The organism is Lactobacillus sp. UMNPBX16, assembly GCF_002553775.1.
Classification (GTDB): Bacteria; Bacillota; Bacilli; order Lactobacillales; family Lactobacillaceae; genus Lactobacillus; species Lactobacillus crispatus.
Window position 1 is genome coordinate 1 of the sequence record NZ_PCYU01000022.1, and the last position, 16497, is coordinate 16497.

At 38.3% G+C, this 16497-nt stretch carries 17 protein-coding genes, 1 tRNA gene and 1 pseudogene; 4 read left to right on the plus strand and 15 right to left on the minus strand.

Features of this window, described 5'->3' with window-relative positions:
* A pseudogene (locus CP367_RS06120) lies at nucleotides 1-161 on the minus strand (IS256 family transposase); the annotation flags it as partial.
* 220 nt (nucleotides 162-381) lie between these two features.
* Between CP367_RS06120 and CP367_RS06125 the strand changes: the two are divergent.
* Together CP367_RS06125 and CP367_RS06130 are read left to right on the plus strand one after the other, a co-directional pair.
* Nucleotides 382-741, plus strand: coding sequence for a hypothetical protein (locus tag CP367_RS06125; RefSeq protein WP_089145746.1), 360 nt, complete (start codon nucleotides 382-384; stop codon nucleotides 739-741).
* 461 nt (nucleotides 742-1202) lie between these two features.
* The gene (locus tag CP367_RS06130) at nucleotides 1203-1418 is read left to right on the plus strand and encodes a hypothetical protein (protein WP_089142915.1); all 216 of its coding nucleotides are present in this window, start codon (nucleotides 1203-1205) and stop codon (nucleotides 1416-1418) included.
* Between the two features lie 312 nt (nucleotides 1419-1730).
* Here the strand turns inward: CP367_RS06130 and CP367_RS06135 are convergent, their stop codons facing one another.
* Nucleotides 1731-2225 (minus strand): hypothetical protein, encoded by a 495-nt coding sequence (locus tag CP367_RS06135; RefSeq protein WP_089142916.1) that lies wholly within the window; start codon nucleotides 2223-2225, stop codon nucleotides 1731-1733.
* Nucleotides 2226-2480: 255 nt separating this feature from the next.
* Nucleotides 2481-2553: transfer RNA gene (locus CP367_RS06140), tRNA-Thr, on the minus strand.
* A 174-nt stretch (nucleotides 2554-2727) separates the two neighbouring features.
* Between CP367_RS06140 and CP367_RS06145 the strand changes: the two genes are divergently transcribed.
* Together CP367_RS06145 and CP367_RS06150 are read left to right on the plus strand one after the other, a co-directional pair.
* The gene (locus CP367_RS06145; protein WP_061205003.1) at nucleotides 2728-3429 is read left to right on the plus strand and encodes an MgtC/SapB family protein; all 702 of its coding nucleotides are present in this window, start codon (nucleotides 2728-2730) and stop codon (nucleotides 3427-3429) included.
* 97 nt (nucleotides 3430-3526) lie between these two features.
* Entirely contained in the window at nucleotides 3527-4756 is a 1230-nt protein-coding gene (locus tag CP367_RS06150; protein ID WP_089145745.1) for a DUF2974 domain-containing protein, read from the plus strand.
* A gap of 59 nt (nucleotides 4757-4815) precedes the next feature.
* On the opposite strand, the gene CP367_RS06155 is transcribed toward CP367_RS06150, so the two are convergent.
* The 12 genes from CP367_RS06155 to gyrA all read right to left on the minus strand — a co-directional run bounded on the left by CP367_RS06155 (nucleotide 4816) and on the right by gyrA (nucleotide 16488).
* Nucleotides 4816-5073, minus strand: a complete 258-nt coding sequence (locus CP367_RS06155; protein WP_060462105.1) for a GlsB/YeaQ/YmgE family stress response membrane protein — start codon at nucleotides 5071-5073, stop codon at nucleotides 4816-4818.
* A 50-nt stretch (nucleotides 5074-5123) separates the two neighbouring features.
* Nucleotides 5124-5315: a CsbD family protein gene (locus tag CP367_RS06160; protein ID WP_023487829.1), complete on the minus strand. Its 192-nt coding sequence runs from the start codon at nucleotides 5313-5315 to the stop codon at nucleotides 5124-5126.
* Nucleotides 5316-5462: 147 nt separating this feature from the next.
* On the minus strand, nucleotides 5463-6341 hold the full coding sequence (locus CP367_RS06165; RefSeq protein ID WP_089145744.1) for an ROK family protein: 879 nt from the start codon (nucleotides 6339-6341) through the stop codon (nucleotides 5463-5465).
* Between the two features lie 115 nt (nucleotides 6342-6456).
* Nucleotides 6457-7386 (minus strand): DegV family protein, encoded by a 930-nt coding sequence (locus CP367_RS06170; protein ID WP_089142919.1) that lies wholly within the window; start codon nucleotides 7384-7386, stop codon nucleotides 6457-6459.
* Nucleotides 7387-7495: 109 nt separating this feature from the next.
* Nucleotides 7496-8431 carry a phosphate/phosphite/phosphonate ABC transporter substrate-binding protein gene (locus tag CP367_RS06175; RefSeq protein WP_013085593.1) on the minus strand — a complete coding sequence of 312 codons (936 nt, stop codon included), beginning with the start codon at nucleotides 8429-8431 and terminating at the stop codon, nucleotides 7496-7498.
* Nucleotides 8432-8598: 167 nt separating this feature from the next.
* Nucleotides 8599-9990, minus strand: a complete 1392-nt coding sequence (dnaB, locus tag CP367_RS06180; RefSeq protein WP_005729251.1) for a replicative DNA helicase — start codon at nucleotides 9988-9990, stop codon at nucleotides 8599-8601.
* Nucleotides 9991-10009: 19 nt separating this feature from the next.
* On the minus strand, nucleotides 10010-10465 hold the full coding sequence (gene rplI / locus CP367_RS06185) for a 50S ribosomal protein L9 (RefSeq protein WP_005721048.1): 456 nt from the start codon (nucleotides 10463-10465) through the stop codon (nucleotides 10010-10012).
* Nucleotides 10466-10476: 11 nt separating this feature from the next.
* Nucleotides 10477-12498, minus strand: coding sequence for a DHH family phosphoesterase (locus tag CP367_RS06190; protein ID WP_089145743.1), 2022 nt, complete (start codon nucleotides 12496-12498; stop codon nucleotides 10477-10479).
* Between the two features lie 163 nt (nucleotides 12499-12661).
* Nucleotides 12662-12898, minus strand: coding sequence for a 30S ribosomal protein S18 (gene rpsR, locus CP367_RS06195; RefSeq protein ID WP_003549366.1), 237 nt, complete (start codon nucleotides 12896-12898; stop codon nucleotides 12662-12664).
* A gap of 27 nt (nucleotides 12899-12925) precedes the next feature.
* The gene (gene ssb, locus CP367_RS06200) at nucleotides 12926-13444 is read right to left on the minus strand and encodes a single-stranded DNA-binding protein (RefSeq protein ID WP_013085589.1); all 519 of its coding nucleotides are present in this window, start codon (nucleotides 13442-13444) and stop codon (nucleotides 12926-12928) included.
* A 49-nt stretch (nucleotides 13445-13493) separates the two neighbouring features.
* The gene (gene rpsF / locus CP367_RS06205; RefSeq protein WP_005729269.1) at nucleotides 13494-13790 is read right to left on the minus strand and encodes a 30S ribosomal protein S6; all 297 of its coding nucleotides are present in this window, start codon (nucleotides 13788-13790) and stop codon (nucleotides 13494-13496) included.
* Nucleotides 13791-14007: 217 nt separating this feature from the next.
* Nucleotides 14008-16488, minus strand: coding sequence for a DNA gyrase subunit A (gene gyrA / locus CP367_RS06210; RefSeq protein ID WP_013085588.1), 2481 nt, complete (start codon nucleotides 16486-16488; stop codon nucleotides 14008-14010).
* Between the last annotated feature and the right edge of the window lie 9 nt (nucleotides 16489-16497).

The window sequence follows — 16497 nt, forward strand, 5'->3', positions numbered from 1 at the left end:
GTATTCCAGCCATTTCTGGCATAGGGATCATAGCCCAGAAAGGCAGTCAACTCAGCTTCTAGCAAGTCATTAACAGCCTGTTGTAGCTCTTTGCGCAATAAATCATTTATTTTGTCTGGATTGAATAGAGCTTGAGCAAAATCTTTGGTAAAATCATTCATGAAGGAGTTCTTCTTTCTGTATGTTTTTTTTGTTCAAACCAATCATACGAGAAAGGAACTCCTTTTTCTAATGTTTAAAGAAATAAATTTAAGGAATCATTCATCCTTACACAAACTATTTTACAGTCTCCATGTAAATTAAAAAGACAAGCTAGAGTTAATCTAACTTGTCTTTTTAATTTTATAAAAACATACAATTATAGAAAGAGTGTAAAGTTTTATGCTAAAATTATCATTTTCCGATCTTCAAACGATCATTTTATTAAGTGAAAATCTCAGTCTCTTTATCACTTGTATCTGGGAAAAAGTTATATTTAGTCCTAAATCCACACCTACAATGCTAAAATATTTGAGTTTAGCAATAGCTGAAGCAATTGTTTTAGCACCTAGTTTCTTCTTATTATATTTATCAGAAACAAATAGTGCTTATGCCAAACTTTTTAATATTAGTCATACACCAATTCATGACATGTCACATATGTTATCTATTGTGATACTTTTTGTAATGATAATTCTTGCGAATAAATATTTGAAACAATATCATGATCGGAGTAATGAAAATAAAAATCCAAAAGAATAGTATTATAGTTATTATTGTCAACTACCACGGACTAAAGTCCGTGGCTTGTAGATAACATATTATCTATGAGCCAGGTTGATTAGCCTAAGTATTAAGTTACTACGTTACCGACAAATGAATTATTAGTCATGCTACAGCAGGTAACACTGATGCTTAGTTAATAATTTAGATAGGTACCCTGGAACGCCGTCCTAATTCCAGGCTCTACGGATACAATCTAAACAAAGCTGATTGGTAGGCTTAGTGATTGTATCAGCACTTAAAGTTTCTTTAAGCAGTCGAAAGGTTGAACTGCCGGATAACATTGGCGAAGGACACACACAGTAATTTTTATTACTGATTTACTTTGTAGAGGCTACTAAGTAAGCCCTATCCATCTCCCTATTAAAATAGGGAGATTTCCGGGTAATTTTCATTAAAGCTAACTTGTCTTTTTGTATTATTTAGAAAGGAAAATAAAAATGGTTGAAATTATTACATGGATAGATTTATTACTTTTAGTTTTATGTGCAATTATTACTTATTGCTGGATGGGATATGTGATGAGTTTAACCAAAGAAAATTATCAACAAAAATACGAGCGTAATAAAATTAAACTTAGATGGGCCACTATAGGTTCGCTATTAATGTTTGCTATTACAATCGGATTAGGCTTTTATGGACTAACACTTTGCTAACGAATATCTCAACGTTCCACGTAAATCTCGTAAATCTCGCAAAACTCCAGCACACGTATACACGAGACCCAGCCTGCGGCGGGCAAGCCCGCCTTGCCTGTCTCTCGAATGGCGTGTTTAAAAATGTTTAGCTCGTTGAAAAAGTCCAAAATCAACGAGCTTCAACGTGCTTTCTTCAATTAATATCATCAGATCAGTTAAAAGAACTTGATAATCCATTGTTAAGCAAATATAATTTTGGTGCCACACAAAGGATATAGTTAATATTTATCCGAAACAAAGAAGAGCAACGTAAGTTGCTCTTCTTCCTATCTAATCTTCCATTTCCTTGTTTAAACTAGGATGGGCGGTATGTTCCTCCCAGTCATTATTATGAGCCTGTGTATCCCTTATAGCGGCTTCTAGTATCTTCATTCCACGACTTTGCTTAACAGCATTATCTTTATCCTCAGGGAAAATAATTAAGCCCTTATCCAGTTTCAGTTTATTTATTTGAGCCCAAAGATCTTTATTTTTCTTTCGGCTTTTTTCATTTTCAAAACACTGTTTAAAATATTGTTGATTGTTAGTATATAACTTTATAGAATCTACGAAACTATCATTCTCACAAAACTTTAAAGCTTCAATTATTGATTTTAATTGCATTCTTGGAGCAGTTAATTTTTTAGCATCTTCACTTTTAACTACTTTACACTTTAATTCAGTAGTATTTTCAGTACGTAAGTAATAACACCAAAAACCAATTTTATATCCATCTTTATCGAAGAAATTACTAGTTATTCCTTTGGTATAAATCGTATAACTCATTTTTTCACCTATTTAATCTTCATTGTTTCTAATTAATTTAATTATACTCCGTGTTCATGCTGTGCACACAAAAAAACGGGCTTAAAGCCCGTCATTATAACCTTTATTCTACGCTCTGAGTTCATTCAATGCACACACTCTAAAACGTGTGCAGATTATGTGCATTATTTTTCTTTATACAAAAAAATTAACCTTAACTTATCTTCGTAAAACGTTGATAAATAAAGGTTAATCATTAAAAATGAATCTTTCTAATGCTGACTAGAGGGTTCGAACCTCCGACCTCCTCATTACTAGTGAGGTGCTCTGCCAACTGAGCTAAGTCAGCAACTCTTCGTTGTCTTACCCGACAACAGTATTTATTAAACCATATAGATGGAAACTGTGCAAGTCTTTTTTTGAAAAAAGTTCAAAAAAATTCCCCAGACTATAATTTTTCTGCATTTACGTTAAAATAGAAATGATAATAATTGTTGATTATACAAAGGATGAGGACTAAATAATGCAAACTTTAGCTCCAATTACAACCGAATTAGATTGGCTACTTAGAATTGTTGTCGCAGCTTTTTGTGGCGCATTAATCGGCTATGAGCGGGCGATTCAGAGAAAAAGCGCGGGTGTGAGAACTCATATCGTAGTTGCGATTGCTTCTGCTTTATTCATGATCGTATCTAAATATGGATTTACCGATCTATTAAGCATGCATGACATTGCACTAGATCCATCAAGAATTGCGGCCCAGATCGTTACAGGAATTTCCTTCATTGGTGCGGGTACAATCCTAGTTAGAAAAGAACAGGTCTCAGGCTTAACTACTGCCGCTGGAGTTTGGGCAACTGCCGCCATCGGGATGGCTGTTGGTGCTGGCATGTATTTCATCGGTATCCTATCAACCGCCCTATTGTTTATCATTCAAATGATCTTTCACGATGATGTCATTATCAACAAAATAACGCCACATGTTCGTTTTAATATTCAAATTGTGGCTATTAATCAGCATCATATTTTATCTAAAATCAGGCAAGAACTAGCAGATAATCACGTCGAAAATGTTACTGTTAAAATTCTCGACGTGAGTGATGACCACATTGTTTTCTACGTTGACGGAATCATTAATAATAAAATGGATGAGAATTCTATTGTCATGAATCTACGTAAATATCCTGATATTACCCGTATTAGTTATACCCGTGGTGGTATGTAAAATCATTTTAAATCTCAAGCATTAGCTTGAGATTTTTATTTTGGCGCGACAATTTAGTAAAATAGTAATATTGCCTAATTAATGAAAGGATGAGATTATGGCTGGAACACTTGATTATTTACGTTGGCGGGGAGATCTTTCTTTTAAAGAACGGCCTTTTAATAGCGTGGACGCATCCCTCTTCGCCTCAATCATCTACTTACCCGTCGACAAATCTGCTAAGGAACATACCTTAAGTGAAGTCGCAGAAAAATTACACGTCCTTCCTTCATTTCAAGTACAAATGAAAGATTTAGCTGGCGATCAAATTCTTCTTTTACCTAAATCACCTCGTCTAGGCGACATCAAAATCCTTAATTGGACCAATCGGCTGGAAAAGGATCCTTATCCACTTCAATTTACCGCGGCTACTTTTCGCCTAACCGATAATACAATTATCATCGTTTACCGCGGAACCGACAACTCAATCATCGGCTGGAACGAAGACATGAATATGAACTACATGCCCAAAGTTTATGGTCAAGATGTTGCTGCCAATTATCTCAAAGAAATGGCTGCCGCCTTTCCCCATGACAAAATTTATTTAGCAGGGCATTCTAAGGGCGGCAATTACGCTGAATATGCTTTAAGCGTAGCCGAGCCAAAATTGCAAGACCGCATTATCAAAGCCTTTAGCTTTGACGGCCCCGGCTTTTTCCGCCAGGTCTGGAAAGCACCTGGCTTTGTACGTGCATTACCCAAGATGAAGACCTACCTCCCAGAAGCTTCAATCATTGGCACCATGCTTGATCATCCTGAACACGTTTTAATCGTCAAAAGCACTGCACCGATGGTCCAACAACATGATCCTCGCCGCTGGGCCGTGGGGCGTGACAGTTTTGTTTTAGCTGAAAGTTTAACTTCAGGTGCTCGCTCATTGCGCCACTCGCTCATCGATTTCAATCACAGCATTCCTGAAAAACAACGCGGCGAACTCTGGGATGCCCTCTTTCAAGCTTTTGATGAATTGAACATTACCGATGTGTTCCAGATTACAGCCAATAAATTATTAGGCACTGTCCGTTTCAGTCGCGTAATCATGTCATTAGAGCCTGAGACGCGCCGTTATGTTTTGCATATGTTCGGTGAGATTATCAATGCTTTACGTGGTAATATCAGCTTACCGTTTAGCGAAAGTGACTTTGCCTTATATCCCAAGAGCAATGACTCTAACAAGGCACCCATATTCTTTGAATTTTATGACAAAACGGTCCCTAGTCTTTTGCCTGAAGAAATTAAGCAACGTTTTTTAGCTGAGAAAGAAAATGAACGAAAAAAGCTAAAATAGTTTCACATGAAACACAAAAAAAGACATGCTAAGCATGTCTTTTTTCTCTTATTCTATTTTTATTCAGTTCTTCTAAGCATCCCTAGTACAAAGGAAACCACTAGTACCAAGATGACTGCTCCCAATATTGATGGTACGATTGCCATCCCAGCCATTTGCGGCCCCCACGAACCAAAGATTGCTTGGCCTAAGGTTGAACCAACCAGCCCTGCTATTAAATTAGCTATAAATCCCATTGATCCACCCTTGCCGGTTATGAAACCAGCTATTAGACCTATTATAGCGCCAACGATTAAAACCCAGATCCATGATAACATAGGATCACCTATTTGCTTTCTATTTAGCTATTGCTAGTCGACCTGAGTCTTTAACAATCTTCGTCTATTTGATGGTCTTTTTCCAGATCATCCTTTAATTTTTTGGCTTTGTCCTTAATTTTGCCCTTGGCTTGTTGAGCTTTTCCTTGGACTTCGCGTGATTTATCGCCGGTAATTTTACCTTCGACTTCTTTCACTTTACCGATAACTTTGTCTTTTAAGCCACTATCTGATTTGTTCATAGTTGGGCTCCTTTCTTAATAAACCGGTTACGTTTCTAGAATTAATATTACTCGCATTTAGGTCAAATTACGTCAAAAAAGGCTCGCCTTACGTCTTTCTTAACGAGTTGAGCCTTTTTATTGCTTATTCAATTTATCTATGCTTTTTTATTTGAGCAAATTCTTAGCTAATTCAAAATCGCCAAGAGTTGCAGACCCGTTGTGAGCCACAGCAGGACGCACAATTAATTCATTCAAATCGGGTGTGGCAATGTAATTGTTGTTAAATTCATCAAAGAACTTTCTTACCTTAACCAAATCATCTTCATTTAAAACTGAACCGCCAACAATCATTACATCTGGACGAGCAGCCATATAAACATTGAAGAGCATTTGAGCAATGTAATATGCAGAATAAGTGAAGACCTTGTTATCGCGAGACAATTTTTCACCAGGGATACCAGTTCTGCCCTCAAGACTTGGACCGGCAGACATGCCTTCAACACAAGCATCATTATGGAATGGGCAATGGCCTTCATAATCATCACCAGGATAACGACGAACCAACATGTGCCCCATTTCTGGATGGTTATTCAAACCGAGCAACTTACCCGCTTGCACAATTCCAGCTCCAACGCCAGTACCAACTGTTGCATAGAAGTAGCTCTTAGAATCATCGCGACCGCGAGCAACATATTCACCATAACATGATGCGTTAACGTCAGTCGTCATGGCAACTGGAATACCTAATTCTCTTTCAAAGAAGCCCTTCACATTAGTTCCTGACCAACCTGGCTTTGGCGTATCCAAAATATAGCCGTAAGTACGAGAGTTGGGGTTAATATCGATCGGACCAAAAGTACCAATACCTAAAGCATCAACGGGATGCTTTTTAAAGAATTCAGCTGTCTTTTCAAGGGTTTCCTTATTAGTTGTGGTAGGAATTCGGTCACGAGCAACCTCTTCACCCGTTTCTACATCTTGCACAGCTACGATAAATTTAGTACCGCCTGCTTCGATACTACCAACATATTTCTTCTCTGACATATTCTCATCCTTTTCTGTAAATTTATCTCTAAAAAGTTTTTATGCTGCTAATATTATAAAGAAAAAAGCCTTTATGTGTAAAGGCTTTCATATGTATGTAATTATTTTTGTTGATTTACGCTGGATCTTCAACCACTTTTGACTCAATTCCTTCAATTGGTCGCCCATTTTCATCAAAATAAGTATCCAAATCGCGGCACCAAATCATCGACATTGTTCCTTGTCCCACGTGCACGCCAACAACTGGTCCGATAATGCTGGTATCGAACTTATACTTAGGAAACTTTGCTTGGTAATCTTCCAGCCACTCTTGCTTTTTCTCAGGATCAAGTGAATCAAAAATTGTGTCCTGAATCTTATACGGCATATTTTTAGTCAAATTATCAAAATCATTTTGCACATGCTTGTATGCACGTTTATATTGACGCTCTTTCGCAATCGCTGAAATATGGCCTTCATTTTGCACATCCATCGATAAAATCGGCTTAATCTTGAACAACGTACCAACAAAGCTAGCCGCATTAGATAAACGTCCAGTCCGCTTTAAATGGCTCAAATCGTCCACCATGAAGCGCACATCCATTGTTTTTTGCAAGTCCTTGAGATCATGCATAATTAAATCAATATTGGCTCCTGCCTGCACTAGTCGCCCTGCTAGCATGGCATAATCTGCTTCACCTGCACAAGTAATCTTACTATCAAATGGATGAACCTTGATACGATCTTCCTCTGCAGTAACACTTTGAACCGTTGAAAAATAGCTGGAGATACCACTTGAAAGAGTAATCACAATCACATCTGTATATCCCTGCTCAACATATTCATTAATTTTTTCTTTTAAGTCACCGATTGAAGGTTGAGAAGTTGTTGGTAATTCTTTTTCTTCACTTAATTTTTGATAAAACTCTTCATAGCCAATATCAACTAAATCATGGTAAACTTTCTTCCCCCAAATAATCGGGATAGGCAGAACATCAATCTGATATTTTTCTTGTTGCTCTTTAGTCAAATAAGCCGAGCTATCAGTCAAAACCGCAATTTTCATATTTTTCTTCTTTCTTCATTTCTTTTATGTCTATTTTAACTGATATATTATATAGAAACAAAAAGAACTCACCCGTAATGGTGAGCCCTTTCAATTAAATTATTCTATTTTAGTTACTGCCACCAGTAGCTTTGTTAACGATCTTTTGGTATTGACGTAAGCCATCAAAGTCGGAATCCTTAGCTTCAACGTAACCATAATGGTTATAAATGCTTTCGATAATTTGCTTACCCTTCTTAGACTTAGCAATATTCTTGAAAGCCTTAGCTAACTTAACTCTGAATTTTTTAGGCATATCTTTTCTAACCGCAATAGTATCGTTTGGAATCCACTTGGTAAAGTAGATTGGCACAACATCGGTCATTGCTTTCTTGTCATCCTTAGCGGCAATATTACGTGCATCTGAGAAGACGAATGCGGCATCAACATCCCCATTCAAAACGGATAACACTTCTTGATCGTCACCCTTAACATTAACTAATTTGCAGTCCTTGGTTACATTCAAACCCTTTTTGTAAAGTTCCGCAACTGGATAAACATAGCCCGATGAAGAACTAGGATCGCCAATCGCAATCTTTTTACCCTTTAAGTCTTTCCAAGATTTGATCTTTGAGCCCTTCTTAACCACGATCATACCACGATACTTATGCATTAAGGTATGATTCATCTTACCGGATGGTTCATCATAGCCGTAACGTTCGGCTTGCAATAAAACATCAGCAATTCCCTTTTTATGAGCTAATATGTAAGAATATGGCGGCATAAAACCAACATCCACTTTCTTAGATGACATTGCTTCAACTAAACCACTATAGTCAGTAGAAACTGTTACATGAACTGGAATGTGTAATTGCTTCTGCAATAATGTGCCTAAAGGCTTTGCCTTAGCTTCCATCTTATTTGCTTGGGTACTTGGTACAAATTCAACGTTCAATTCCTTAGGTTCATTCGATGAAGATGAACTCTTCTTACTATTTGAGCAGGCTGCTAATGACACAGCTGCTAAAACTGCACATGCACCAAGCAAAATCTTCTTAAATTTCATAAATTTGCTATTCCTCCATGAGTATATTCGTTATTACTCTTTTCAGTAATAGTTATAGCAAACTTATGGTATCATTTCAACGCCAAATATAAACAATTTCCATTATAAATGTAAATATTATTCGTATTATATTCAAACATAGAAAAAGCACTCATCGAGTGCTTTTTCTAATTACCATTAGGATCATGCGCATAATCCAAATTTGAAAACCGGTTAAACGGCTTAGAGAACATTAATTTAACTGTCCCCCGACTACCAGAACGGTTCTTTTCAATAATGACTTCTACTTCACCGTTATCGTCTTCTGCGCCAACTTCATCTTGACTGCCACTACTTTCGCCATCTTTAGGCTCATCGCGATAATAATCATCTCGATATAAGAAAGAAACAATGTCGGCATCCTGTTCAATTGACCCAGATTCACGAATATCAGATAATACAGGCCGTTTATCTTGTCTTTGTTCAACTGACCGTGATAACTGCGAAAGGGCAATAACAGGCACGTGCAACTCTTTAGCTAGCTTTTTTAACTGTCTTGAAATAGCAGAAACTTCTTGTTGCCGTGATTCACTGCGTGGCCCTTCAATCAGCTGCAAGTAGTCAATTACAATAAGACCAAGATTGCCCTTTTCCTTAGCTAATCGCCGTGATTTAGCACGAATTTCACTCATCTTGATTCCGGGCGTATCATCGATAAAGATTTGCGCACCTGCTAGTGACCCAGAAGCCACTACCAATTTACGCCATTCTTCTTCATCAAGCTGGCCAGTTCTCAAGTGCTGTGAATTAATCAGTCCTTCAGAAGCTAACATTCTCTGAACCAGTTGCTCTCCACTCATTTCTAGTGAGAACATAGCTACACTTTTTTCAGTGTGTAGCCCTACATTTTGCGCAATATTTAAGGCAAATGAAGTCTTACCCACACCAGGACGAGCAGCTACAATGATCAATTCATCATCGTGAAAACCAGTTGTCATCTTATCTAATTCCGCAAAACCAGTCGGCAAGCCAGTAACCATATTTCCGTCATCCGGAATATTATTAATATCATTAATCGCTGAATTAACGATCTCTTTAATGGTCCTAAAGCCGCCTGTGCTATTCTCTGACGAAACATTCATAATTTCACTTTCAGCGTCATCTAGAATGTCTGTTACATCGTCAGAGCCATCGATTGCATTAGAGATAATCTTCTGACTAGCAGAGATTAAACGACGAAGCAGCGCCTTCCTATGCACAATTTTGGCATAATAGGTAACATGCGCTGCTGTCGGTGTGGCCATCGCTAATTCAGAAACATAACCGATACCACCAATATCTTCTAACTGATTTCTTTTGTTTAATTCATCCTGCAAGGTCAGCGTATCAATTGCATCCCCGCGATCAGACAAGTCCAACATCGCTTGAAAGACAATTTGATTAGCCCGCTCATAGAAATCTTCAGGCTGAACTACCGCACTAGCATCCGCAATGGCTTCAGGATCGATAAAAATCGCACCCAGAACTGCCCTTTCGGCATCGCGATCATGCGGAATTTGTTGAGAAACGATATTATCCATCAATCACAACCACTTTTTATTAGTCTTGTTCAGTAACGTGAACGCGAATAGTAGCTTCTACACCCTTAAATAATTTGGCATGAACATTAGTATAGCCCAAAGTCTTAATTGGTTCTGGCAAGTTAAGCTTGCGTTTATCAACCTTGATACCGTATTGCTTTTCAAGGCCTTCCACAATCTTCTTACTTGAGATTGAACCAAACAAACGTGAGTCAGTACCAGCCTTAGATTTGAAGTTAACAACGGTATCGTCTTTTTCAAGTTCTGCCTTGATCTTTTCTGCTTCGGCCTTTTCTGCTTCATAAGCAGCCTTTTCATTAGCTTCTACACGCTTCAAGGTATTCATGTTACCTTTAGTAGCTTCTTTAGCCAAGCCTCGCTTAATCAAGTAATTTTGTGCGTATCCATCAGGTACGTCCTTAACTTGTCCACGCTTACCTCGACCTCTAACATCTTGAGTAAAAATAACTTTCATATTTGTCCTTCCTAATCATTTTCTTTTTCATATTCATCAATTGCATCAAGCAATTTTTGTTTTGCTTCTTCAATAGTAACATCTTTAATCTGTGTTGCCGCATTAGAAAGATGTCCACCACCGCCCAATTTTTCCATAATAATTTGAACGTTGATCTTACCCATTGATCTAGCTGAAATACCAATCGTATTATCACTGCGCCGCGTAATTGCGAAACTAGCACCCACATTTTCCAAATCAAGTGCAGTATCAGCCGCCTGCGCTGTAATGATCGGATCTATAATCTTATCATCAGGTCCACATAATACGGCCATATGTGGCTTCACCATCTTCAAAGTGGCTACTAAATGCGTCCGTTCGAGGAAACTATCAATGTCCTCTTTCAAGAGCATGCTTACAACTGCTGAGTCAGCCCCGATTGAACGTAAGTAACTAGCCGCATCGAAGGTTCTAGTTCCTGTTCTCAACGAGAATTCCTTGGAGTCGACCACAATCCCGGCTAACATTGCTGTAGCTTCAATATCGGTCAAAACTCGCTTACCGTTAGCTGGCTGCTGATATTCAATCATTTCAGTGACCAATTCACAAGCCGAAGAAGCATATGGTTCAACATAGGTTAACATTGGATTTTCAGGGAATTCCTCGCCTCGTCTATGGTGATCAATAACGATGATTCGATTCTTCAAACGATCATAAAGTGACCGTGAGTAAGTAATTGAATACTTCGAATGATCAACCATTACCAACATTGACTTGTCAGTAACTTGAGCTAAAGCTACATCAGGGTTAATAAAAATATCCTTATCCTGATTTTTCTGTTGCATTAAGGTGACCAAGCGACCAACATCATAGTTTGTCTTATTAGTATCTAAAACAAAATTAGCTTTAACTCCGTGAAGACGAGCTAATTTTACTACGCCAATCCCACTACCGACTGAGTCCATGTCAGGACGCTGATGACCAACAACAAAAACTTGATCGGCATCTTTAAATAGTTCACTAATTGCTTGTGAAACCATTCTTGCTCTAACTCTAGTCCGCTTTTCCATCGGATTAGACTTACCGCCATAAAAGCGGGCGTCTTTACCGGGTTGACGTAAGACAACCTGGTCTCCACCTCGACCTAGGGCCAAATCCAAGTTAGATTGAGCCTGGTTGGCAATTTCAGACAAAGAATCACTCCCAAAAGCAATTCCCATAGATAAAGTAAGTGGCCTATTGTTTCTACTCGTTTCTTGACGCACCTTATCTAAAACAGAGAATTTGTCCTTCTCCATCTCAGCTAATTCTTGCATATGGATCAAGATCAAGAAATGGTCTTCATCAATCCGTTTTAAATATGCGTTAAACTTTTTCGCATAATCACTCAATGTATTTTGCACATATGAACTCATGCTGGTCAATTCTTGATCATGCATTGCTTCACTTAGCTCATCATAATTATCGATGAAAATTTGACCAATCGCCAATCGTTCAGCTTTATATTTATCTTCAATTTTGGCATAGCGCGTAATATCCAATAAATATATTACGCCTAAATTATTTTGGACCACCATTTCAAATCGGTGACCATCCCAATCAACCAGATGATTTTCTGCTGTTTTTGCCTCAATTGCTTCATTAAGTAGCTTATTCAGATCAGGGTCAACTGATTCAATTGTGTGCCCCACTAAATCTGTACTCTTTAAATATAATTGCAGATATGGATTAACCCACTGAATTTGGTGATCCGAATCATAAAGCAAAATTCCCAACGGCATCTTAATCATTGCTTCTTGTTCACTACGCTTTATCCGGTAAGACAAATTAACCGCAAAGCTATTTGCATTACCCGCTAAAATATAGGTCCCATAGATGGCAAAGGCAACGGTCAAAATAAAGACTAAAAGCATTGCCAAACCAAACAATGGATTCATAATCATCGCAATAATGCTTCCCAATAATGAAAGAGAAAGTGCAATGATTATAGAAGCTGTCAGCCGTGAATCCTTAATAAATTCAGGCAATTCTAGCTTACGTAAAAAATCCTTCATGAAGATCCTTCCTAATAGATATAGTATATCAGTGTTAATTATACCTTATTCCGGCTCATGATTGAAAACAGTAGGTACAATACGAAGAGAGAATTTTTTTAATTATTATACGAAAAAAGGACAGAACCTTGTGTCCTGTCCTTTTGGTTTATTTCGATCTAAATTAGTCTTCAGCAACGAATGGTAACAAGCCCATGATACGAGCTCTCTTAATTGCATTAGCTACCTTACGTTGGTTCTTAGCACTAGTGCCAGTAACACGACGTGGTAAAATCTTACCTCTTTCTGAGATAAAACGTTTCAACAGATCGACATCCTTGTAGTCAACGTAGTCGATGTGGTTAGCTGCGATGTAGTCAACCTTACGACGACGACGGCCACCTCTTCTTTGTTGAGCCATGTTCTAGAATCCTTTCTTTAATTTAGTTTAAAATGGTAGATCGTCATCAGAAATATCAATCGTATCACCTGAGCCACTAAATGGATCTTGTGAATTATTTTGATTGTTATTAGTCTGTGAATTACCTTGTGATCCGCCATTATTTGGGAAATTGTTAGCAGGTTGACTGCCAGCATTTCCACTATTTGGTGTATAACCACCATTTTGACCGCGGGCTTCACGATCCTTGCGTGATTCGAGCAATGCGAAGTTATCAACAACAACTTCGGTTACATATACCCTTTGCCCATCTTTATTATCATAACTTCTGGTTTGAATTCGGCCATCAATTCCAACTAATGAACCCTTTGAAGTAAAGTTGCAGAAGTTTTCTGCTGACTTTCTCCAAATTACACAGCTGACGAAATCTGCGCCTCTCTCACCTTGGCTATTTGTAAATTGACGGTCAACAGCAAGAGTAAACGTAGCAACCGAGATTCCACTCCCAGTAGTACGTAATTCAGGATCACGTGTTAAACGGCCAACAAGTACAACTCTATTAATCATACTCATGTACCTTCCTTTCCTAAATCACATAACGGATAATAAATTAAAATTACTTATCTAACTTAACGGTCATTGAACGTAAGATAGCGTTGTCAATCTTTGACAAACGGCTAAATTCGTTAACTGCGTCAGCGTTGTCAGCAGTGAAAGTCATAATGTGGTAAGTACCTTCACGATACTTATCAATTTCATATGCGAAACGACGCTTGCCCCAGTCTTTGGATTCTACCATAGTACCACCGTTATCAGCGATAACCTTGTCGTAGTTTTCTACAACTGCCTTCTTGTTGTCTTCGTCAACATCTGGCTTGATGATGTAAGTTACTTCGTACTTTGTAGTTGCCATGACTATTGCACCTCCTTTTGGACTATATGGTTCTTGCTAAAATCAAGAACAAGGAGTAATGGAATATTACTCGCAATTTCTAATTTTAGCATATAAACAAAAAATTACCAAACAGTTTTCACGTGATCCTAACAGTTTTTTTACTGCTCATTATTTATTACGCAAAAAAGTTTGATAATTTTTTTAAAAGTTCAAAATTTTTGTTTTTCTTAATTAATTATTCATTTTTGGGCTCGTCATCGTCACCAGTTTGATCTTGTTCTTCTTCAGTCGGAACAATAGTTAAGCTTGCAACCTGACTGCCGTCATTGACTTTAATTAAGCGAACGCCCATTGTACTACGACCAGTTTGAGAAACATCCTCAATCTTGAAGCGAATCATAATCCCATCAGTAGTAATTACCATAACATCATTATTTGAATTGATGATTGTTACGCCGGCCAAAGGACCATTCTTTTCAGTAATATTGGCAGTCTTAATGCCTTTACCGCCACGGCCTTTAACTGGATATTCTGCGGCTGGCGTCCGTTTGCCATAGCCCTTTTCAGAGATTACCAAGACTTGATCATCAGCACCTAAAACGCCAGATCCAACTACATAGTCATTCTCTCTTAAATTGATTCCGCGAACACCCGCAGCAGTTCTACCCATTGCCCGGACATCGTTTTCACTAAAGGTTACCGCATAACCTAAATGCGTTCCGATCAAGATATTTTGCTTACCATCAGTAGTCAAAACATTACTCAATTCGTCGCCATCCTTCAAGGTTAAGGCAATTAGACCACTATTTCTAATATTAGAAAATTCGCTAACGTGTGTCCGTTTAACGGTACCCATCTTGGTAATAAAGAACAAGTAATTGTCATCCGCATTTTCTGGAATGTTAATGACTGTTTGAACCTTTTCTCCCTTTTCCAATTGCAAAAGATTTACTACTGGTAAGCCTTTAGCCATACGGCCATATTCAGGAATTTCATAGGCCTTCTTAGAGTAAACCTTGCCGGCATTGGTGAAGAAGAGTAATAGATCGTGCGTACTTGAGTAAATCAAATGCTCAATAAAGTCGCCATCTTGTACACCCATTCCCTTGATACCTTTACCACCACGGTTTTGAGTCTTAAATTCCTGAATTGGCATTCTCTTAATATAGCCATTATGGGTAACCGTCAACAGAATATTTTGCTTTTCAATCAAATCTTCATCTTCAATTGAAACGACTTCGCTAGCACCAATTTCGGTTCTTCGCTTATCACCGAATCGTTTTTGAATATCAAGCAATTCGTCATAGATAATTTGGTCAATTCTCTCAGGCTTAGCCAAAATATCTTTGTAGTCAGCAATTTTAGCTTGTAATTCCTTGTATTCAGCTTCTACCTTATCGCGCTCCAAGCCAGTCAAGCGAACCAAACGCATATCTAAGATAGCCTGAGATTGCTTATCATCAAGGCCAAAGCGGCTAATCAAAGTTGCTTTAGCAATGTCACTTGATTGACTATTGCGGATAATGTGGACAATTTCATCAATATTGTCCAGAGCGATTCTTAACCCTTCAAGGATGTGGGCTCTTGCCTCTGCCTTAGCTAACTCGAATCTTGTTCTGCGAGTTACAACATCTTCTTGGTGATCCAAGTAATATTGCAGCATTTGCTTCAGGGTTAAAAAGTGTGGCGCACCATCAACAATAGCCACCATATTCATACCAAAGTTAGCCTGCATTTGAGTTTGCTTGAATAAATTATTCAAAACAACGCTAGCACTAGCATCACGGCGAATATCAATGGTAATCCGCATCCCTGTCTGGTCTGATTCATCACGCACACCAGTAATTCCATCGATAGTCTTTTCTCGAGCCAAATCAGCAATTTTCTTCACCAATTCAGCCTTGTTTACCATAAATGGAATTTCGCTCACAATTATGCGCTCGCGGCCGCTCTTTTCAGTCTCAATATTGGTTTTGGCGCGAACAACAATGTTACCCTTACCACTCTCATAAGCACGGTAGATACCACCACGTCCCATAATAATTCCGCCAGTTGGAAAATCGGGACCTGGGATAACTTTCATCAAGTCCTTGGTTGTAGCATCAGGATTTTTCATTAACATGTGCAAACCACTAATAACTTCAGTCAAGTTATGTGGCGGGATATTTGTTGTCATCCCAACGGCAATCCCGTTAGCACCGTTAACAAGCAAGTTAGGAATTCTAGCAGGTAAGACAACCGGTTCATTTTCGGTATCATCATAGTTTCTTTGCCAATCAATGGTGTTTTTGTTGATATCGCGCAACATTTCCACAGCAATTTTACTCATTCTTGCTTCGGTATAACGCATTGCGGCTGGCTCATCACCATCGACAGAACCGAAGTTACCGTGACCATCGACTAACATGTAACGGTATGAGAAATCTTGTGCCATGTGTGCCATAGCAAGATAGATTGAGGAATCACCATGGGGGTGGAACTTACCCATAACTTCCCCAACAATTCTGGCACTCTTCTTGTATGGTTTATCAGGCGTTACACCCAACTCGCTCATACCGTAAAGAATACGACGTTGTACGGGCTTTAAGCCATCACGAACATCAGGTAAAGCACGTGCAACAATAACTGACATTGCGTAATCCAAAAATGAACTACGCATCATGCTAGTTAGATCGACGTTTTTAATTCTATGATCTTGAGTTTGATTCTCGTCCATCTAATCCTC